Annotated in this window: 18 protein-coding genes; 5 read left to right on the top strand and 13 right to left on the bottom strand. The window is 34.2% G+C overall.

The features are described 5' to 3' along the window. The first annotated feature begins 47 nt into the window (after positions 1-47). Positions 48-743, top strand: coding sequence for a hypothetical protein (locus ACJJVI_RS01925; RefSeq protein WP_317291758.1), 696 nt, complete (start codon positions 48-50; stop codon positions 741-743). A gap of 11 nt (positions 744-754) precedes the next feature. Here the strand turns inward: ACJJVI_RS01925 and purB are convergent, their stop codons facing one another. The 7 genes from purB to ACJJVI_RS01890 are packed head-to-tail and all read right to left on the bottom strand — an operon-like array spanning position 755 to position 6965. Beyond that, positions 755-2095 carry an adenylosuccinate lyase gene (gene purB / locus ACJJVI_RS01920; RefSeq protein WP_405350014.1) on the bottom strand — a complete coding sequence of 447 codons (1341 nt, stop codon included), beginning with the start codon at positions 2093-2095 and terminating at the stop codon, positions 755-757. Between the two features lie 56 nt (positions 2096-2151). Further along, complete coding sequence (locus ACJJVI_RS01915) at positions 2152-2736, bottom strand: adenylosuccinate lyase (protein ID WP_405350012.1); 585 nt, start codon at positions 2734-2736, stop codon at positions 2152-2154. Next, positions 2714-3358, bottom strand: a complete 645-nt coding sequence (locus ACJJVI_RS01910) for a hypothetical protein (protein WP_152565617.1) — start codon at positions 3356-3358, stop codon at positions 2714-2716. Before ACJJVI_RS01910 ends, ACJJVI_RS01915 begins: the two co-directional genes overlap by 23 nt. A 4-nt stretch (positions 3359-3362) precedes the next feature. Beyond that, positions 3363-4046 (bottom strand): NAD-dependent deacylase, encoded by a 684-nt coding sequence (locus tag ACJJVI_RS01905; RefSeq protein ID WP_348022328.1) that lies wholly within the window; start codon positions 4044-4046, stop codon positions 3363-3365. A gap of 9 nt (positions 4047-4055) precedes the next feature. Further along, positions 4056-5219: a THUMP-like domain-containing protein gene (locus tag ACJJVI_RS01900; protein ID WP_405350010.1), complete on the bottom strand. Its 1164-nt coding sequence runs from the start codon at positions 5217-5219 to the stop codon at positions 4056-4058. Then, positions 5220-6323: an AI-2E family transporter gene (locus ACJJVI_RS01895; RefSeq protein WP_036584598.1), complete on the bottom strand. Its 1104-nt coding sequence runs from the start codon at positions 6321-6323 to the stop codon at positions 5220-5222. It abuts the gene before it with no gap. 3 nt (positions 6324-6326) lie between these two features. After that, entirely contained in the window at positions 6327-6965 is a 639-nt protein-coding gene (locus ACJJVI_RS01890; RefSeq protein WP_405350008.1) for a DUF4159 domain-containing protein, read from the bottom strand. A gap of 130 nt (positions 6966-7095) precedes the next feature. Here ACJJVI_RS01890 and ACJJVI_RS01885 point away from each other — a divergent pair, with 130 nt between their 5' ends. Further along, positions 7096-7281, top strand: coding sequence for a hypothetical protein (locus ACJJVI_RS01885; RefSeq protein WP_036584600.1), 186 nt, complete (start codon positions 7096-7098; stop codon positions 7279-7281). Between the two features lie 13 nt (positions 7282-7294). On the opposite strand, the gene ACJJVI_RS01880 is transcribed toward ACJJVI_RS01885, so the two are convergent. Then, on the bottom strand, positions 7295-7999 hold the full coding sequence (locus ACJJVI_RS01880) for a 16S rRNA (uracil(1498)-N(3))-methyltransferase (protein ID WP_042270171.1): 705 nt from the start codon (positions 7997-7999) through the stop codon (positions 7295-7297). Beyond that, the gene (gene tsaD / locus ACJJVI_RS01875; protein ID WP_042296255.1) at positions 7999-9015 is read right to left on the bottom strand and encodes a tRNA (adenosine(37)-N6)-threonylcarbamoyltransferase complex transferase subunit TsaD; all 1017 of its coding nucleotides are present in this window, start codon (positions 9013-9015) and stop codon (positions 7999-8001) included. Before tsaD ends, ACJJVI_RS01880 begins: the two co-directional genes overlap by 1 nt. Before the next feature lie 146 nt (positions 9016-9161). On the opposite strand from tsaD, the gene ACJJVI_RS01870 reads away from it, so the two are divergent. Then, positions 9162-13526: a translocation/assembly module TamB domain-containing protein gene (locus tag ACJJVI_RS01870; RefSeq protein WP_405350006.1), complete on the top strand. Its 4365-nt coding sequence runs from the start codon at positions 9162-9164 to the stop codon at positions 13524-13526. A 44-nt stretch (positions 13527-13570) separates the two neighbouring features. On the opposite strand, the gene ACJJVI_RS01865 is transcribed toward ACJJVI_RS01870, so the two are convergent. The 3 genes from ACJJVI_RS01865 to recF are packed head-to-tail and all read right to left on the bottom strand — an operon-like array spanning position 13571 to position 15343. Further along, complete coding sequence (locus tag ACJJVI_RS01865) at positions 13571-13870, bottom strand: DUF721 domain-containing protein (RefSeq protein ID WP_036584608.1); 300 nt, start codon at positions 13868-13870, stop codon at positions 13571-13573. Then, entirely contained in the window at positions 13857-14267 is a 411-nt protein-coding gene (locus tag ACJJVI_RS01860) for a lipocalin family protein (RefSeq protein ID WP_042247497.1), read from the bottom strand. The genes ACJJVI_RS01865 and ACJJVI_RS01860 overlap by 14 nt, the downstream gene beginning before the upstream one ends. Further along, on the bottom strand, positions 14264-15343 hold the full coding sequence (recF, locus tag ACJJVI_RS01855) for a DNA replication/repair protein RecF (protein ID WP_405350004.1): 1080 nt from the start codon (positions 15341-15343) through the stop codon (positions 14264-14266). Before recF ends, ACJJVI_RS01860 begins: the two co-directional genes overlap by 4 nt. A 183-nt stretch (positions 15344-15526) precedes the next feature. On the opposite strand from recF, the gene ACJJVI_RS01850 reads away from it, so the two are divergent. Together ACJJVI_RS01850 and ribH are read left to right on the top strand one after the other, a co-directional pair. Beyond that, positions 15527-16315 (top strand): tetratricopeptide repeat protein, encoded by a 789-nt coding sequence (locus tag ACJJVI_RS01850; protein ID WP_348022321.1) that lies wholly within the window; start codon positions 15527-15529, stop codon positions 16313-16315. Between the two features lie 4 nt (positions 16316-16319). Then, positions 16320-16841, top strand: a complete 522-nt coding sequence (ribH, locus tag ACJJVI_RS01845) for a 6,7-dimethyl-8-ribityllumazine synthase (protein ID WP_042296256.1) — start codon at positions 16320-16322, stop codon at positions 16839-16841. A gap of 35 nt (positions 16842-16876) precedes the next feature. Here the strand turns inward: ribH and ACJJVI_RS01840 are convergent, their stop codons facing one another. Then, positions 16877-20479 carry a S8 family serine peptidase gene (locus tag ACJJVI_RS01840; protein ID WP_405350002.1) on the bottom strand — a complete coding sequence of 1201 codons (3603 nt, stop codon included), beginning with the start codon at positions 20477-20479 and terminating at the stop codon, positions 16877-16879. Positions 20480-20508: the final 29 nt, after the last annotated feature.

Below are 20508 nucleotides of genomic sequence, written 5' to 3'. Positions count from 1 at the left end.
TTTGTGTTCGTTGACATACCCTTTATTAATAGTTTACTCCTTATTCCATGTTGAAATATTTAAAAAGTTTAGACCTATTTGCTGAGGAACGTTATTTCTTATTGAAAGAGAAACAGCAATCGTCTGGCTACTTTTTTTTAGCTAGTATGATTATAATGATTGGTTTAGTTATTCTCATTTATTGGGATTGGGAATCTATAGATTTCTTTAAAATTATATTGATTTGGGTAGGTATTCAATCCTCATTCATGATTTATCAAAAATTGAATTATGAAGAACCTCGTGATATCGATGCCTTTATACCCATAAATAATGTGTCTTTAAGTTGGTATGATAAATCGAAAAATATTTTCTGGATTGCAGTTTCAACATGTTTCATTGGTTTTTTCGTTTATAATGCAATTCAAGCCTGGATAAGTGAAGATTTTAACCCTTTTGAAGGTCTTTATTATCTATTACCATTTATAGTAATAGCGGTTAATGCTTTTACACCACCTATACCATCGATACAAATATATTTTCAAGGGGCTCATTTAAAATTTGTGATGAATTCAGTCATTTACTATGAGTCTAAAACTGATTTTCAAGAAATACGATTGAGTAAAGAAATGATTAGTATGAAATCAATACATGGTAAGGTAGATCGACTTTATCAATATAATTGGAATGATGATCAATTAGAGCAACTCAAAAGCTTTATAAATAAAAAAGCACCTCATATAGAAGTGCTTATTATAGATTGATATTTTTGAAATTATATACCAGTAAAGGTAGCTGGTGTTATGGCTTTCATTTCACTTCTAATAGTTTCACTTACGTCTAGGCCATCGATAAATCTAGCAATACTATCACCTGTGATTTTCTCATTAGTACGTGTTAATTCTTTTAAGGCTTCATAAGGATTTGGATAAGCCTCACGTCTCAATATCGTCTGAATCGCTTCTGCAACTACTGCCCAATTATTCTCTAAATCTTGAGCAATCTTAGCTTCATTAAGAAGTAATTTTCCTAAACCTTTCATTGTTGCCTTAATAGCAATAATGGTATGTGCAAATGGTACACCTACGTTACGTAATACAGTTGAATCTGTTAGATCACGTTGCAATCTAGAGATAGGTAACTTTGCAGCAAGATGCTCAAAAATAGCATTTGCGAGACCTAGGTTTCCTTCACTATTTTCAAAGTCGATAGGGTTTACTTTGTGAGGCATGGCGCTAGAACCGACTTCACCTTTCTTAATTTTTTGCTTGAAGTAGTCCATGGAGATATAAGTCCATATATCTCTGTCTAAGTCTATTAAAATGGTGTTGATGCGTTTTAAAGTATCAAATAGAGAAGCCATGTGATCATAGTGCTCTATTTGAGTAGTTGGAAAACTGTGCGTTAAACCAAGTCTGCTTTCTACAAAATCTTCACCAAAATTTCTCCAATCTACTTGTGGAAAAGCAACATGATGTGCATTGTAGTTTCCTGTCGCACCGCCAAATTTTGCTGCATGTTGTACTTTATCGAGCATGTTTAATTGCTCATCTAGTCGTACTGCAAATACATAGAATTCTTTTCCTAATCGAGTAGGAGAAGCTGGCTGCCCGTGTGTGCGAGCTAGCATAGGAATATTTGCCCAATCTGCAGAAAGCTTTTCTAAGGTTTCTTTTAGTGCTTCTATTTCTGGTCGGTAAATTTCTTCTACAGCATCTTTTATGGAAAGTGGTATGGCTGTATTATTAATATCTTGAGAAGTCAGTCCAAAATGGATGAATTCTTTATGAGCTTGTAAACCTAGTTTGTCGAACTGTTCTTTAATAAAATACTCTACGGCTTTTACATCGTGGTTGGTGACTTTCTCGATGTCTTTAATGGCTTGTGCATCTTCATCTGTAAAGTTGCGGTACAAGTTTCTTAACTGCTCTTGAGTATCTTCAGGAAATGGTTGGAGTTGTTTGATTCCGCTTTCGCTTAAAGCGATAAAATATTCAATCTCAACCAAGACACGATAACGTATCAAAGCAGATTCTGAAAAGAAAGGAGCAAGTGTGTCGACTTTTGAACGGTAACGACCGTCTATAGGAGAAATAGCTTGTAAAGCAGTAGGCATAAGTTCTATCTTTAAAGCGTGCTAAATTACAATTTTAAAAGCTGATTTATCTCTAATTAGTAATCTATTTTTGCAATGATACGTCTGGCGCTAGACTTGAAACCATTACCGTAATTTTCGTCTAGTTTTTGAAGTAAAATAGGTTTAAGCTCTGGATAAATCCAGTCAAACTCTTTTCCAAATTCAAATAGTGAATACACCGCATAAGCCATGTTTGCGGTCTTGTCTGTAGTGATTAATACCTGAAAACAACCTTCTACCATTTGTTCACGTATAGTTTGAGTCAATAAGGATTTTACAATGCTTTCTTTTTTGCAGTAGTACTTTTTAGAAAGGATGCTTGAAATTTTACAAAGCGCTCGCATTCCCGAGGAGTTGATGGGCATTTCATATAAAGCTCCTATTTCTTTGAGGTAAGGATAACACGAATCTTCGTGAAGTAAGAAAGATTGTTCCAGCGACCAGCAGGCTTGATGAGAAACGCCGCTTTCAGGTTTACATAAGTCGATTAGTTCTGATAGTAAATTACTTTCTACTGCTGCGACACCTAATCTCACGCGCTCGTCTTTATAAGCTTTGAGGTTTTGGAGTTCTTTTTTGAGTTGGTTTGCGGTCAAGCTATTCTTCTTTATTTTTTTCAAACATAACAGTTGCGATCTCATTTTCCATTCCCATCATATAATGACCACCGGTTATAATATGATAGATGCGATTGTCTTTTAAAATCATGATAGCCGGGCATTTCCAATCTACTGCAATTTCCCAATCTTTACGAAGGTCTTTTTTAACCTGCATGAGTTGATCATAAATGGACTGTGCAATAGAGTCATTTTTAAAAATATACTCAATCACTCTTCCACGAGGTCTAAAGTTTCCTCGCATTTTTAATTTACTATTTAAAAAGATGGCATTTCTACCTGAAACAGATTTATCTAACTTTTTGAGTCGTTTTCTAATCTTGTCAAAAGCTATATTTGATTCATCTTTAAAATAAGAGAATCCATTTTGAGTATTCTTATACCAGTAACTAGAATCAACTGTTACTTCATATTGATACTTAGAATTCTCTAATTTAATTTGATAAATCTCCATATGAGAAGTGGTATCCAGAAAAATTATTTCAGGAACTTTTTCTTCTTCTATTATAGGTTCTTTTTTTTGAATTGTAGAGTCGATAGTTTCTTCAATTATTAAAGCTTCTTTTTTCAACTTGTTACAAGCTGTAAATAAAATGATTGATAATAAAAGGAGAATGTATTTCATATTGTTACAACTCCATATTCAACAAATCAGCCACCTTTTGAACACCAGTACTCGCATTCTCAGCAAACACTTTAAGTCTACCATTACTCTCTAAAGATGGATGTGGATCTACAAAATAAATAGGGCAGTGGTCAGGAGCATAATCTTTTAATCCAGCAGCTGGATAAACTTGTAATGATGTACCGACAATGAGTAACACGTCTGCTTTTGCGGTAATTTCTATCGCTTGTTCCATCGCAGGAACTTCCTCACCAAACCAAACTATATGTGGTCGCAATTGTGATCCAGCCTCGCAAAGATCGCCTAAATGTAAATCATCTTTCCAGTGTAGCTGGTCATGATAATTCTTGCTACTGCGCACTTTGCGTAACTCACCATGCAAGTGTATCATATTACTAGATCCTGCGCGTTCATGCAAATCATCTACGTTTTGTGTAATCACGTGCACATTAAAATTACGTTCCATTCCGGCAATACAATGGTGTGCTAGATTGGGTTCGACCTCTTTCAATTGTGCTCTACGCAGGTTATAAAAATTTAAAACAAGCTCAGGATTTGCGGCAAAACCTTGTGGTGACGCTACTTCCATCACATCGTGTCCTTCCCATAATCCACCAGAATCTCTAAAGGTTGAAATACCACTTTCTGCACTTACTCCAGCGCCTGTTAATACAACTAAGTTTTTCATGCATACAAGTTATAATTTCTTTGCTTGTATTACAATAGGTTTTCCCATAGAACTGGTAAAGAAAAGATAATCGGTCTCGTGTTCTTTGAGTTGATATTTTGTGCGTAGTTGGTGCACGCTTTCGCGAAAGTTTCTGGTGACGACAGCGCGATGACTTTTGGCATATGTGCGCTTGATATCTTTGGGTTTATATGCCTTTACCTCTTCTATGATAAAGGTTCTGCCAGGGAAATCGGTGCTTTTTTTACCAGTAAAAAGATGTGCGTCTTGATCGATTTTTGAAACTCCATACGTTTCACACAGGTGACCGAATGCTTGTGATTTCATTATAGCGGCATTAGGTTCATAAAGATAATCCAGTGGTTCACTGAGTTCAATACTAGCGGTATCGCCATGATTTAATATCAGGTCAGGTTGTTGGCTTTCTAAGTTCACGCAATGAATAATCACCTCATTTACGTCTTTTTCTAGAATCCATAAAAGTTCTTTTACATCATTCTTTACAGCGATGATATGTATTGCACAAACGTTTTTAAGTTGCTTTAATCCAGCTGTTATATCTAGCATGGGTGATGTTTTGATCATCACTTTCTTTCCTTTAGAAAGTAGTAGATCTAGATTCTTAATAACATTAGGCTCATAATCTTCTAACTGTATCGCTTTGCTTTTTGTGTCGGTTTTGCGACTGGGATCTATATAGATTAAATCATATATAGATGTGCTTTCAATAAGATATTGCAGTCCGTCACCAGCATAACTTTTGGTGGTTAATTCTTGTGCAGTAAATAATTGTTTAGCTAGTCTTTGTAAGTCTTTATTAAGTTCTATATGTGTGGTGTTGGTATACGCTTTCGCGAAAGCGGAAGTATCAATGCCAAATCCACCGGTAAGATCTATCATTTTCTCACCATGAAAAAGGTTTGCCTTGTAAGTAGCGGTAGACCAAGAACTGGTTTGCTCTAAGTTTACCTTAGGAGGGAAAATTACTTGATCATTGATGAATAGCGGTTCAAACTTTAAACGTGCTTTTTGCAATCCGACAAGCTGTTGTGTAAGTTCTTGCGGACTAATACCTTCAAAGGGATGTGACTTTAAAAGAAATGAAGCAGCGTTTACATGGAGATGTTCCAATAAATATTCTCGCACTATAGGCTGTAACAGCTTTAAATTCATCTATAGATTGCGTGTCAATTTTTGAACAATCTTGTACTCGCTCAAGAATTCTTTAGAAATCACTTTTAAAGCGGTATATGTGGGAATAGCAAGTACTAGTCCTATAATGCCAAACAATAATCCAGCGATTAATATAATTATGAAAATCTCTAAAGGATGTGACTTTACACTTTTACCAAATATAAGTGGTTGGTTAATAAAGTTATCTATTAATTGAACAATAGAGTATCCTATGGCTACTATGACCAGCTTAGGTAATATGGTATGTGTAAAATCTGCTCCTAGATTATCACTAATGACAAATCCCATCATTAAAATAGAACCTATTGCTGGACCCAAGTAAGGAATCAGATTTAATAGGGCACAGAAAAAAGCTATGATTAAAGCATTTTCTACTCCTACAATAAGTAAAATGATACTATAGAGAATAAATAGAACAAATACTTGAAGAACCAAGCCTATAAAGTATCTAGAAAGCAGTTTTTTTATTTTGTTGAACGCTCTTAGGAATTGTCCTTCGGTTCCTTTTTTTGAGAAAACGAGTACTCCTTCAACCAGTAGTCTACTATCTTTAAGTAAAAAGAAAGCGATAAAAATAACTGAAAATAGTCCAATCATGATATTACCTAACGTTCCAAAAATTCCATTTACAAACTGAGGAATTAACTCTACATCAAAGTTTTGTACATATTCTAATCCTTGAATGCGCTCAAAAATATTAACACGTTTAATCCCAAAGTATTCACTTATTTCAATATTAAGAACCTCGAGGTTACCTTTTACTTCTTCAATATCAATGCGGCTTAGATTCTCACCTTGTTCTAGCATGATTGGTATAATCATATAAGTAACTCCGGCAAGAATAAGTAGGATGAAAAATATAGTGATTATGACTGCTAGGGTATTATGAAATTTTAATCGATCTCTCAAGAAGACTACAATTGGTCTACCGATTAATGAAATAACAGCTGCAATTCCTATGTATAATAATACCGATTGAATTTTCCAAATAAACCATAATAATACAAAGACACCACCTATAATAAGTAGGGCTCTTAAAATACCATATGCTATGGATTTGGAATTAAGTAATGGTGTAGACATAGATTAGTTTGTGAAAACGTATTTAATAATATTAGCTCCCATGTCTAGCGCTTTCTTGCGCACAGCTGGTGGATCATTATGTACTTCTGGGCTTTCCCAGCCATCTCCTATATCTGATTCAAAGGTAAATAATAGGACTAATCTTCCCTCATGAAAAATACCTAAAGCTTGTGGACGTTCACCATCATGTTCGTGAATTTTAGGTAAGCCCTGTGGGAATTGAGTATGATTATTAAATATCTCGTGACTAGCCGGTAATTCAATAAGTTCTTTATCTGGAAATAATTTAAGTAGTTCTTTTTCTAGATATGGTTTCATTCCATAATTATCATCAATATGCAGAAAACCGCCGCTTAACAAGTAATTTTTAAGATTAGATAAATCATCTTCACTAAAAACCACATTACCGTGACCAGTCATGTGTATGAAGGGATATTGAAAAATATCAATGCTGTTTGCTTCAACAGTAGCGATGTCTTCAGAAAGTGTAGTTCCTATTTCTTGATTACAATAGGCAACTAGGTTAGGAAGTGCTGTAGGGTTAGAATACCAATCACCACCACCATTATACTTAAGTACAGCGACATCTTGTGCCATAACAAGGTATGTAGAGCAAAAAAAGAGTAGTATAAAATTCTTCATATGTTCAAATATCTAACAATCTTAATAAGCAAGGATACATTATTAACAAATAATTGTTAGATAAAAGTGAAATTAAGGTTAAGTCGTTACGATTAATTATATATATTTAAATCCCCTTAAATCAATTATCATGCAAATTAACACTTCGTTAAGAATCATTATTCCCACTTGTTCTATGTTACTCGCATTAGGAACGGTTGCTTTTCAAAGCATTGAGGATTATTCAAAGAAAGAACAAAAAGAAAATATTCATCAAATAGAAGTTCAACAACAAGTTGATCTTGATGGTGTTTTGCTCATTGAAAATGAACAATAGGTTTAAATAGACCTTAATTGTTTATAATATTCAATGTTGCTGCGGTGTAAACACCTGCTGTTTCTGTGCGCAATCTAGTTGCACCCAAACTTACTGGCTTAAAATTATTATTTAATGCTAGTTCAATTTCTAGTGGCGTAAAATCACCTTCTGGTCCTATAAGTACTGTTGCCGAATTACCTTTACTTATCATATTGATGAGGTGGTTTTTATCACCATCTTCACAGTGAGCTATAAACTTGGAACCTGATAGGTCTGAGTTTATAAAATCTTCAAAAGTGGTAAGCTCATCTAGTTTTGGCTTATGGAATTGTAGTGATTGTTTCATCGCACTAATGATAATACGATTAAAACGATCTAGATTAATTTTTTGTCGTTCGCTATGTTTACATAAGATAGGTGTAATTCTAGTGATTCCCATTTCTGTTGCTTTTTCAAGAAACCATTCCATGCGATCATTCATTTTAGTAGGAGCAATGGCGATGTGTAATTGATATGGTAATGGTGGATACGCTTCCGCGAAAGCGATATCTAAATCACATCTATTACTAGTGATGTGATTTATAGTTCCATGATACAGATTGCCCTTACCGTCAGTAAGATTAATTTTATCACCGATTTTCTTGCGTAAAACTTTAAATACATGTTTGCTTTCTTCTCGATCTAATGTGAAGGAAGTGGATTGAGTATCTAATTGAGAATTATAAAATAATTGCATTACATATGTATTCTAGGTGAAGCAGTGGTATCTAATCCTGCAAAATCATTATTTAGAAACTTAAAATAACCTGCAATCCCTATCATGGCTGCGTTATCTGTGGTATACTCAAATGGCGGGATAAAGGTTTTCCATCCTTTTGATTCCATAGATTTAAGATGTTCTCTGATACCAGAGTTTGCACTTACACCACCACCTATAGCAACTTGTTTTATACCTGTTTGAATAACTGCTTTTTCTAATTTTTTAAATAAAATTTTAATTAAGGTATATTGAATACTGGCACAAATATCTTCTAGATTTTCTTTTATAAAGTCTTCGTTTTTTTTAGTCTCTCTTTGAAGAAAATATAAAACAGCAGTTTTAAAACCACTAAAGCTGTAATTAAGATCTGGTGCTTTAGGGACTGGAAACTCAAATTTTCTTGGGTTTCCTAATTTAGCTAATCGATCAATTTGCGGTCCTGCTGGGTAACCTAGCCCCAGAATTTTACCTGATTTATCAAAAGCTTCACCAACCGCATCATCTTGAGTTGTACCTAGTACAACTAGATTACTAGAGCTATTGACTTGAACTATTTGAGTGTGTCCACCACTTATAGTAAGTGCTAAAAAGGGATAACTAGGTTTTTCCTGACCATCATCTATAAAATGCGCTAGAATATGACCATGCATGTGATGTACATCTAGTAATGGTATATTTAACGATAATGCTAATGATTTTGCAAAACTGGTACCTACTAATAGACTGCCCATTAAACCTGGACCTTTAGTAAATGCAATGGCGCTTAATTGTTTTTTGTCAATTTTTGCTAGTTTAAGAGCTTCCTCAACAACAGGAATAATATTAGATTGATGTGCTCTAGAAGCGAGCTCTGGCACTACACCACCATATTGTTCGTGTATTTTTTGGTTAGCGACGACATTAGATAAAACGCGGTCATTTTCTAGAATTGCACAAGCAGTGTCATCACATGAAGACTCAATTGCAAGAATGTATGTATTTTGTGTGGGCATTATGATACTAAGGCATAAAAATTGGTGACATTTGCAAAAGTAAATCATCTACTACTATTAAAAGGATTTTAAAAATATTACTAAGGATACTACTAGTGCTACTGGTGCTATTTATTATTCTAGTAATCGCATTCAGCTTTCCATCAGTGCAAACTAAAGCAGCACAATGGACAACTACATATCTTAATGATAGTTATGATACTGACATCTCTATTGATAAAATCCATGTCAGTTATTCTGGTAATGTCTCCTTAGAAAACGCATTAGCGCTGGATCACAGAAAAGACACAGTAATATTTGTAAGAAATTTAGAAACCTCTATTGTAAGTTTTAGCGATTTATTTAATGGACAACCAGATTTGGGGTCTGTAGAATTAGATGGGTTGTATTTAAACATTCATAGATATAAAGAAGATGCAAGAGATAACTTAAGTCTTTTCATAGATAAATTTGGTAGTAGCGAAAGTTCAAGTAACGCTCCATTTATTTTAGAAGCAAGTGAACTGAATGTTACTAATTCTCATATTATAGTATTTGATGAAACTATCAAATATCCAGAATCTTTTAATGCAAGAAATCTGAACATGGTTGCTAGTGATTTTAAGATTGATGGTGGTGTGATTACTGCAAGTATTGAAAACTCTGATTTCTTAATGCATACAGGTGTTATGAAAGAAGAAAATGGTGTGACTGATTTAATAGTCAAAAACCTAAAATCTAATTTCACTTATACAAGTTCTCAAATTCACATTGCCGATTTATATATAGAAACCGCAGGATCAAAGTTAGAAGGAGATTTAAAACTGAATTACCAGAATAATAATTTCTCTGATTTTACAAATAAAGTGGATTGGGACTTTCAAATTGATGAATCTATTATAGCAACTAATGAGTTGCGATTATTTTATAATGAGATTGTTAAAAATGAAACAGTAGAACTTAGTGGTCATATGACTGGAATTCTCAATGATTTTAATGTAGATCAGATGAAGGCCAGAGCACTTAATGATATCTCTATTGATGGAGATATGCATTTTGTAAATGTGGTAGATAATCTCGATGAATTTTATATTGAAGGAGACTTTAATCAATTAAGAGTTAGTAATAAAGATTTAAAAGCCTTTTTGCCAAACATATTAGGTAAATCTTTACCAGTAGAAGTTGACGCATTAGGTACCGTTAATGCACAAGGTTATGCATCTGTAAATGCAAATACTGTAGTGTCACGTTTAAAAGGTACTTCTCGTAAAGGGTCTTTTGATACCGATTTAGTGCTTACTAATATTCAAAGTACTCAACCAGGATATAAAGGAAAGGTTCAAGTAACAGACCTAGACATTGGCTCTCTACTCGGAGTATCGTCTTTAGGTAAAACAACCCTTAATTTAATTGTGGATGGAAAAGGTTTTAATCCAGATCAATTGAATACTAATATAAACGGTGGTGTCATTAACCTAGAGTATAACGGTTATGTTTATCGTAACATTAAAGTTAATGGAACACTTAAAAAGCCATTGTTTGATGGAAGCTTATCTATTAACGATCCCAATATTAAAATGACCTTTGATGGGTTAGCAGATCTTTCACAAGAAACTAATAAATATGACTTTAAGGCTAGCATAGAATATGCAGACCTAAATGCTATAAATATTTTTAAAAGAGATTCTACGGCTATATTGAAAGGTGATATTGTAATGGCGATGCAAGGAACTACAATCAATGATGCGTATGGTTTTGTTGAGTTTAAAGATGCCAGCTATAAAAACGATAATAAAGAATATGTATTTGAAGATTTTAAAGTAGTATCCTCATTTGATGAAGACGTGCGCAAAATCACAATTAATAGTCCTGACATCATAGAAGGAGAATTGTCTGGTAAATTTAAATTAGAAGAAATACCTGAGCTTTTTAAAAACGCTATTGGTAATGTATATACCAATTATAGATCAGAAACCGTGACTAAAGATCAATATCTAGATTATGAATTTCAGATATATGATAAAATAGTAGATCTTGTTTTTCCAGATATCGCTCTAGGCGAAAACACAACATTAAAAGGTCAAGTAGCATCAAATGAAGCTCAGTTTAAAATGACTTTTAGAACACCAGAAATTAAGCTTTTTGACGATATTAAGTTAGACAAGGTTAATGTGCAAATCAATAATCAAAACCCTTTATTTAATACCTATATTAAGATTGATAACGTAAAGAATGGTGTTTATGATGTTAATGATTTTAAACTAATTAATGTAACTAATAAGGATACCTTATTCTTTAGAACCGAATTTGCCAGTGAAAAAAGGGAATCAGATAAATACAACCTTAGTTTTTATCACACGGTAAACGATAGTAGTCAATCTGTGGTAGGAATAAGAAAGAGCGATATTAAATTTCAAGGCAAGAAATGGTTTTTAAATAATGATGATAAAGAGGTACAGCTCACCTTTGATCATGATTTTAAAAAATTTAGCCTAGATACTTTAGTATTTAAACACTCAAAAGAGTTTATTACTCTAGCAGGTGATGTAAGTGGTAAGGATAATAAAGCACTTCATTTAGATTTTAAAGATGTGCGTATTTCTAGTTTAACATCGCCTATAGATAGTTTAAAAATGAAAGGCCTCATAAATGGATCTTTAGAACTAAATCAAAGTAATGGTAAATATGCACCTACCAGTGATTTTACGGTATCTGATTTTGAAGTAAATGATACTCCATTAGGAGATTTTGAATTAGTTATTGCAGGAAATGAGAATTTAACCCAGTATAAAGTAAATGCTCAATTAAAAGATGACGTACAGCGCACACTTTGGGCAAATGGTACGGTTAATACTGCCGGTGATCAATCTAAGATTAACGTCGATTTTAATTTTAATGAATTCAATTTAGTCGCTTTAAGTCCATTAGGTGGTGAGGTGCTCGATAATATGAGAGGATTTGCGACAGGAGAGATAGGTCTTACAGGTTTATTAGTAGAACCTAATCTTAGTGGTGGATTAGTGATAAAAGATGGTGGATTGAATATACCATATCTTAATACAGATTTTGACTTAGCTCAAAATAGTGAAATTACTGTAAGTACTGATTTATTTGACTTCAATACTATTGAACTAACAGATACTAAGTATGGTACTAAAGGAACGTTATCTGGAGTTATAAAGCATAAGAATTTTGGCTTCTGGGAATTAGGGCTCAACCTTAGCTCTGATAGATTACTAGTTTTAGACACAGGATTAACGCCAGAATCTTTATACTATGGGACCGCATTTATAGACGGTACAGCAAGTATAAGTGGACCTACAGATAAATTGTTTATCGACGTAAATGCTACTACCGGAGAAGACACCATATTTAAAGTACCCTTAAATGATGCCGAAAGTATAGGTGATAATTCGGTCATTTACTTCTTAAGTCCAGAAGAGAAAGAAGCTCGTGTATCAGGTGAAGACATTCAAATAAAAGATATTTCAGGTTTAGAATTAAGGTTTAATCTTAAAGTAACTCCTGCTGCCGAGGTAGAAATTACCGTAGATCAAGAAAATGGAAGTTACTTAAGAGGAAGTGGCGCTGGTAATTTATTACTTGAAATTAACACCTTAGGTAAGTTTAATATGTATGGTGACTTTATAGTCTATGATGGTATTTATAATTTTAAATATGCCGGTATAGTTAATAAAGAATTTACCATTCAACCAGGTGGTACCGTGGACTGGAATGGTAGTCCAACAGAAGCTAACATAGATGTAAGTGCAACTTATAAAACACAAGCAAATCCTGCGATTCTATTAGATAATCCTAATATAAATTCACAAATTCCGGTAGAGGTTATTACAAAGTTAGAAGGGAATTTATCCTACTTTGATCCAGAGTTTGAAATCAAATTCCCGAATGCCAACTCTGTAGTAAGCTCAGAGCTTCAATATCGTTTAGAAGATAAAGCACAACGTTATTTACAAGCTATGTCTCTCATTACTGGAGGAACATTTTATAATCCTAACAGTATAGGTCAAAATGCTGTAACTGGTAACCTAGTAGAAAGCTTATCTGGTATAGTGAATGATCTGGTAGGTAATCGTGATGGCGATATTCAATTTGGTGTTAATTATGAAGCTTCAGAGCGTAATCCTAATAGTGATTTACAGCGATCAGATCGTTTCGGTGTAACCGTGACAACTCAAATCACAGATCGTGTTTTGATAAATGGTAAACTAGGAGTTCCAGTAGGTAGTACTAGTGCCACAGAGCGTGCTGTCATAGGTAATGTAGAAATTGAGTTTTTACTTAATAAAGATGGATCATTAAGACTTAAAATATTCAATCGTGAAGATAACCTGCAGCAAATAGGTGATATAAGTGGATATGCTCAAGGAATAGGTTTATCATGGTCAGTAGACTTTGATACTTTAAAAGAGTTATATCAAAAAATCTTTAATAAGAAATTAGAAATTGAAAAACAACAGCCTAAACAATCTGCATCAACAACTTTAAATAATGGACCTGTAAAATTCTAAGGTTGAGTTGAGTTACGCTTTAGCAAAAGCATAGTTATAAACCTTTATCTCAATACTAGCTTTTCAATCATATTACTACCTAAATGCTTGTTGAGGTTTTCCATGATTTTAGTACGTCCATAAAGTAACTCTTCTCTTAAAACAGATGATGACAGGCTTATAAATAGAGTAGTGCCACTATATTTAATCTGTGTTGTGTAAGTCATGATACCATTACCCATAACTTCTTTCCATGCCGTTTCTACATCAACACGAGCAAACCCTTTTTGAAGTTTATTTTGAGCTTTAAAATCATTTAAAGCCTCGCTCATATTTAAGAAGTCGTCTTTTTTATTCTTGCGCATTCTCGTGTGCTTTATATATGTATTCAGTTCCGTTATCATGCAATAAGATAAGTGTTGATCCATTACACTTTTTTAAGGTCTGTTGGTATCGACTATCTCCATCTTTAAATGTTAATACAACATCTTGGTCAACAACTTCCCATGTAAAGGCAACAGGACTTCCATAATTAATAAAGCCTCCATCATAAGTAGGACTTACTCTATTTTTAACACCATTATATCCTTCAATTTCAAAATGATCCATATGATTTGAAAAAGGAAATTCTCTCTCGCTACCGTCAGGTAAGGTGACCGTTTCTATATTCCAATAACCTTCCATGGCATTTACCATTTCTTTACTATTATTACTGCAAGCAGTAACGCTGATTAATATCAATAATAAAATTAAATTTCTCATAATTTAAAAATCTTATACGATTGGTGTATCTCTTTTACCACTTGTTCTGTACGTTCAGGATGCGTATCACTTATGAATAATTGACCGAATTGTTCATCATTCACCATATTGATTATTTGAGAAACACGATTTTCATCTAATTTGTCAAAAATGTCATCGAGCAATAGAATAGGAACTGTACCACTTTGAGATTTAATAAACTCAAACTGGGCTAGCTTTAAAGCCGTTAAAAAACTTTTTTGTTGTCCTTGACTACCGTATTTCTTAACGGCATGCCCATTAAGTAAAAAGTATAAATCGTCTTTATGTGTTCCAGCGCTGCTATATTGTAATTGCATGTCTTTTTGGAGTGCTTTTTCAAACACTTCTTTGGCAGCGGTTTCATTAAGATCAGATTTATAATAAATATTTACATCTTCCTCACTCTGTGAAATATAGGCATAATATTTCTTAAAAATAGGAGTGAAGGATTCTAGAAAGTCCACTCTAGTTTTATGTATAAAGGTAGCCAGTACGATGAGCTGTTCATCATATACTTCTAATCCGTCTCTATCAAAAGTACGGTTGGCTTGAAAATATTTTAACAACGCATTGCGCTGTTGAATCAACTTATTATAAGTAACCAGTTGATTTAAGTAATTTTGATTATCTAAAGATATAACGCTGTCCATAAAACGGCGCCTAGTATCACTACCTTCAATGATTAAATCACGATCTGCAGGTGATATAATAACCAGTGGAATCAGTCCTATATGTTCACTTAATTTTTCATAAGCTTTACCATTGCGCTTTACGACACGTTTATGACCTCTTTTTGCACTTACGACCACTTTCTCTTCATGGTCATTTTTATTAAAACTTCCATTAATGACAAAAAAGTCCTCGTCATGTTTAATGTTTTGAACTGTAATGGGATTAAAGTAACTTTTTGCAAATGCAAGATGGTAAATAGCATCTAGAACGTTGGTTTTTCCTACACCATTGTTACCTACAAAACAATTAATCTTCTCATCCAGCTCAAATTCTGCAGATGCGAAACTTTTATAATTTACTAAGCTCAAAAAATCGAGATGCATATATGATTGATAATGTTTTGAATTGCAGTGTGTTGAGGTTGTTTCGCTTTCGCGAAAGCGTGATTTAAAGCTCACTTTTCAACCTCCCGCAAAGGTATGGTTTGAAACTAAGAAGAATAAAGCTTTAAACACATTTTTAATTATGGATAAATATTATATTTTTGCGCGTTCAATAAATAAACTATGGCAACCTATAATAAACGAGGATACAAACCTAAAACTAAGAAAGAGAAAGAAGTTGTAGAAGAAGTTCTAGAATCTGAATCTACTACAGCAGAAGTTTTTAGCACCTTAGATGAAGGAGCAAATAAGACGGAAGAATGGGTAAGTAGAAATCAAAATACAATCTTATATGTTATAGGTGGACTTGCTGTAATAGCTTTACTATGGTGGGCTTACACACAATTCATATTAGGCCCTAAGTCTGAAGAGGCTGTGGCAGAGATGACCCAAGCAAACATTTATTACAATGACGCTATTGTTGCTACAGGTGATGTTCAAGATTCACTATACACTCTAGCTTTAGAAGGTGGAAATGGTAAATTTGGTCTTACTAGAATCATCGATGAGTACTCTGGTACTGATGCAGCTAACCTTGCAAATTATCAAGCTGGAATGGCATATCTAAATTTAGGTGGAAATAATTATCAAAAAGCAATTGATCATTTAACTGCTTATAAAGGTGGAGATTCTGTATTAGAATCTATTTCTCTTGCTGGAATAGGTGATGCACTAGTACAAGTTAATCAAACTGCAGATGCTGTTTCTTATTACATGCAAGCTGCTGAGACCAATCCTAACGATTTTACTTCTCCTAAGTATTTATTAAAAGCTGCTAATGCTGCTCTTGCTACTGGTGATAAATCAACAGCGATCGAGGCCCTAGAAAAAATAGAATCTATGTATGCTGATGCAGATGAGGCTAGTACTGCAAAAGTACTTTTAGGTCAGGCACAAGCATCAGGTAACTAGTTACATGGCAACACAAGGAAAAGATTTATCACATTACGATAAAAACAATTTACCCGATGCCGCAGCAATGCGTATCGGGATTGTTGTTTCTGAATGGAATGAAGATATTACAGAAAACCTTTATAAAGGTGCTGTAGAGGCTTTAATGGACTGTGGTGTTGACCAGTTTAATATTCATAGAATGAACGTTCCTGGTTCTTTTGAGTTGATCTATGGATGTAAAACGATGCAGCACAGATCTTATCCAGTGGTTAATAGAAGAACTAAAAAACCATTAGACGCGATAATTGCTATAGGTAATGTGATTAGAGGAGAAACCGCTCATTTTGACTTTGTATGTCAAGGTGTTACTCAAGGAATTAAAGATCTTAATTTAAATAAAACTCGTATTCCTGTTATCTTTTGTGTTTTAACAGACGATACCCATGCGCAATCTGCTGCTCGTAGCGGTGGACAACATGGAAATAAAGGGTCTGAGGCGGCTATAGCTGCAATAAAAATGGCCGCTATTAAAAACGACCATTAATTAGATACTTTTTTATAATAATATTTGAAAGCTGATTATTTTATAATCAGCTTTTTTGTTGTTTGTAATTCTCCAGTGCTAACTCTAACAAAATATAATCCTGATTTATAATTACTCACATCTAGCTTTGTAGTCATTGAACTTTTGACTTTATCAGCTTGTAGAATCACCTGACCTAAACTATTCATAATTTGAATATCTACAGTTTCTGCGGTAAGTTTATCTATTTCTATAAATGCTATTGTATTTGCTGGGTTAGGATATAAATTTACAGCACTTGCTAATTTGTTTTCTTTATTTGATAATGTGCTATTTAGAGATATGTTATCAATATATGTACTGTTACTGTAATCATTAAGGTTAACAAACCTTAATACTATATCATTACCTACAAACGAGCTTAAGTCTATACTTTCTTGTCGCCAGTCTGAAGCACTGCTAGGTGTCCAAGTACTATTAGTATAGGGTACCGTGGCAAGTGTTAAGCCATCTTTAAAATAAATTTGATTGTATGTGCTACCGCAATCCGTAGATAATTCTACTCTTAGTCCATCATTGTAGGTTGCAGACCATTGTGCTTTTGCTAAATCAAAAGTAAGTGTAGCGGTACCATTAAAATTTAAATCATAATAATTTGTAGTAAAAGAATCTGTTTGTCCACGTGAGGTATAGTTTGCACCATCAATGAATGCAGCTGTTGTCGGATTTCCATTAACTCCTATAACATTCATCTCTTCAGTCCATGTCGTATTTCCATCTGGATTATCAAGTATCCATCCTGTAGGTAGTACACCATTTACATCAAAAGGTTCTACAATGTCTAATGATTCACTTGTTGCTGTTGCAAAATAATCAAGTGTTTTTTCATCGTTTACTAATTGTTCATCATTAGTTGTACTTACCCAAACACGTAATGTGCCTGCACCATTTGCGTTCACAGTTGCTGGTGTGTTGAAGTTATATAAAATGGAAGAACCTGCATTAAGAGTTCCATTATAAGTCTCTTGTATAATAGCATTATTATCGATTTGATATGATATTGTAAAGTTAGACTGGTCTTGTGATCCTAGGTTCTCTATACTGGCCGATACAATGATAGGTCCAGGATTACAAATGGTTTGAAAATCTGCTGTGGTGTTCAAAATACTTACAACCGTTAAATCGTTGCTTAGTGAGCAATTTAATAATCCACTGCCGTCATATTCTATAGCATTGGTACGCAGACTAGTCCATCCATTGCCGCCAGAAGCGCTGATGGCTATCCATTGTACATCGTTAATGTTTGTAATAGGTATACTGTAGCTTAAAGTTGTACTGCTACCATTTACTTCCATAAATTGTTGTCCTAAAGTATATATGTCATATGAAGTGGCACCTGGCATCGCGTTCCATGATACATTAATATATGTCGGGCATACTTGTGTAATGCTTAAACCTGTCACTCGTTGAGCAATAGAAAATGCAGCGTCACTAGTGTCTGTATTACCATTACTATCAGTTATTCTTACGAGACATTGACCAGAGACATCATTAGGTACGGTCCATTCATATAATAAACTTGTATTACTTACAGTTGCGATTGCATTCCAACTCGTACCGTTATCAGAGCTATATTCTAATGAGAGATTACCGCTAGTATTAGTAGCATCCCATTGAATAAACTCTGTACTACCTGGTGTTAAAGATTCACCACCATTAGGATATGTGATGTTCAGTTGGTCTTCTATTATTTCATAAACGACATAAAATTTTTGGATTCCCATGGGTATATTAAATCCTGTAATATCTACAGTATAATCACCAGCGATAGGATTATCAATTACGACTTGTTCCATGTTATTCAGTCGATCTATTCCAGTAGTAGCTGGAACATTAAGAGTCACAGCATTTGGGTTGCTATTGAGAACCCATGGATTGTAAATAGAACCAGCTGGATCACTCACCACTAGATCTAAGTCGTTAACTAGAGCAGTGGAAACACCAGTAGCAGCTGCCGGATCATTCCAGTATAGCATTATTCTAACTTGTGAAGCATTTTGTGGTACAGGAACAACACGACTTTGTGATGTGCCTTGTGAAACTGTTCTGCTAAAAAAATTACGTCCTTCAATAGTTTTAACAGCTCTTAACCCATTTACAATTCCCCAGCCGTATTGAAAATCAGGACCAGTATTACCTACGTCATTTGCGGTATTAAGCATGATAGCTTTTATTAAAGCTGACTCTGGTAAAACACCATTTGCTATGGTTTGATAAGCATCATATAATTGAGCCGCTACACCTGCAATTCCAGGTGCCGCACCTGAGGTTCCTCCAAAAGATAAATAACCGTTGTTTTCATTAGTTGATATATGACCTTGCCCATGAGCTGTAATATCTGGCTTGATACGTCCATCTGTAGCAGGTCCATTACTACTGCTTCCCGCAAGAGTACCATCATCATTTACATTTGCGGTTGCAATTACATTTTTACCTTGTTTGTGTCCACCCGTTATATTTCCCCATTGGCCACCAGCACCATACCCGCAATCAGACCCATTAGAATTTCCTGCAGAAAATACATGTAATAATGAAGGTGTATTATTAATTTGAGTATCGACAGTATTTGCAGTTATGGTATAGCCTGCATTACATCCATTTCCATAAGAAGAGTTGGTGATTTGAACATCTCCATTTGCGATAAGTGATGTCGTCGCGCTATCTAGAAAAGAAGAAGCATAATTTGAGACATAAACATTAGATCCAGCTGCCATACCGCGATTTTCTGGATTGAGGTTTCCAGCACCAGCTAAAATACCAGCAACACCATCGCCGTGCGTTTGTCCTGAACCACTAGCCTGTGAGTTGTCTATGCGGCCTTCAAAATCGATATGCGGTCCAACAATTCCATCATCTCTTACTAGAACACCAATTCCAGCACCAGTGTAGTTTCTTCCACCAACTTGTTGCGTGTCTAGATTATTAGACCTGTGTAAACCTCTTCCATCAGTATCTTCTTTTATAGATGGAGGCACGATGATGTCCATATATTGAACATAGTTACGAGAGGCAATCTCATTAATACGATCATTGTCAATAGCGACCATGACGTTGTGACCACTTGTAAAAACTTCTATAATATCAATGCCATCGTTTTTTAAGTCTATACTAATTTCCTCTGGAGTAATTGATTTGAAATATTGTATCTGGATAAGGGTTTTATCTCCTCGAATAGCCCAATTACCGATAGTCTCATTTTTAAGATCATGTGATAATTTCATGCGATTATCATAAGGTCTAATTGTAATCACTCCTTTTTGTTTTAAAAATATAGGACTTACTTCTTGTGATGCTGTAAAAGCATAAGTTCTATGAGGTAAATAGGCTTCAAGTGTAATTCCTGCAGCTTTTAATTCTTGTTGAACTATGTAAGTAGGAGTTTGTGCAAATTGTATCCATCCAGTATAGCTGTTTTTTAACACACTATTTGATGGAAATTGTGACCATTGAAAGTTATCGATATTAGTTTCCATGGTAATGATATCTCCTTGAAAATCTATCGGATATGAGTCTTGAGAAAAAGATAACGTACTAAAACAAATGATTAGAAAAGAGATAGTCCCTTTAAGGATGCTGTTTACTGGATTGGTTAGATTCATGTTATAAAAGTCTTTTTTGGAATCCTTAA

The sequence above is a fragment of the Nonlabens sp. Asnod3-H03 genome (assembly GCF_045063665.1).
GTDB classification, from domain to species: domain Bacteria; phylum Bacteroidota; class Bacteroidia; order Flavobacteriales; family Flavobacteriaceae; genus Nonlabens; species Nonlabens ulvanivorans.
Note: the sequence above shows the minus strand (reverse complement) of the source record. Positions and strands in the feature narration are given on the sequence as shown.

Coding starts and splice junctions, on each gene's coding strand:
- ACJJVI_RS01925 (WP_317291758.1), top strand. CDS start 48: ATGTTGAAATATTTAAAAAGTTTAGACCTATTTGCTGAGGAACGTTAT.
- purB (WP_405350014.1), bottom strand. CDS start 2,095: ATGCCTACTGCTTTACAAGCTATTTCTCCTATAGACGGTCGTTACCGT.
- ACJJVI_RS01910 (WP_152565617.1), bottom strand. CDS start 3,358: ATGAAATACATTCTCCTTTTATTATCAATCATTTTATTTACAGCTTGT.
- ACJJVI_RS01905 (WP_348022328.1), bottom strand. CDS start 4,046: ATGAAAAACTTAGTTGTATTAACAGGCGCTGGAGTAAGTGCAGAAAGT.
- ACJJVI_RS01900 (WP_405350010.1), bottom strand. CDS start 5,219: ATGAATTTAAAGCTGTTACAGCCTATAGTGCGAGAATATTTATTGGAA.
- ACJJVI_RS01895 (WP_036584598.1), bottom strand. CDS start 6,323: ATGTCTACACCATTACTTAATTCCAAATCCATAGCATATGGTATTTTA.
- ACJJVI_RS01890 (WP_405350008.1), bottom strand. CDS start 6,965: ATGAAGAATTTTATACTACTCTTTTTTTGCTCTACATACCTTGTTATG.
- ACJJVI_RS01885 (WP_036584600.1), top strand. CDS start 7,096: ATGCAAATTAACACTTCGTTAAGAATCATTATTCCCACTTGTTCTATG.
- ACJJVI_RS01880 (WP_042270171.1), bottom strand. CDS start 7,999: ATGCAATTATTTTATAATTCTCAATTAGATACTCAATCCACTTCCTTC.
- tsaD (WP_042296255.1), bottom strand. CDS start 9,015: ATGCCCACACAAAATACATACATTCTTGCAATTGAGTCTTCATGTGAT.
- ACJJVI_RS01865 (WP_036584608.1), bottom strand. CDS start 13,870: ATGCGCAAGAATAAAAAAGACGACTTCTTAAATATGAGCGAGGCTTTA.
- ACJJVI_RS01860 (WP_042247497.1), bottom strand. CDS start 14,267: ATGAGAAATTTAATTTTATTATTGATATTAATCAGCGTTACTGCTTGC.
- recF (WP_405350004.1), bottom strand. CDS start 15,343: ATGCATCTCGATTTTTTGAGCTTAGTAAATTATAAAAGTTTCGCATCT.
- ACJJVI_RS01850 (WP_348022321.1), top strand. CDS start 15,527: ATGGCAACCTATAATAAACGAGGATACAAACCTAAAACTAAGAAAGAG.
- ribH (WP_042296256.1), top strand. CDS start 16,320: ATGGCAACACAAGGAAAAGATTTATCACATTACGATAAAAACAATTTA.
- ACJJVI_RS01840 (WP_405350002.1), bottom strand. CDS start 20,479: ATGAATCTAACCAATCCAGTAAACAGCATCCTTAAAGGGACTATCTCT.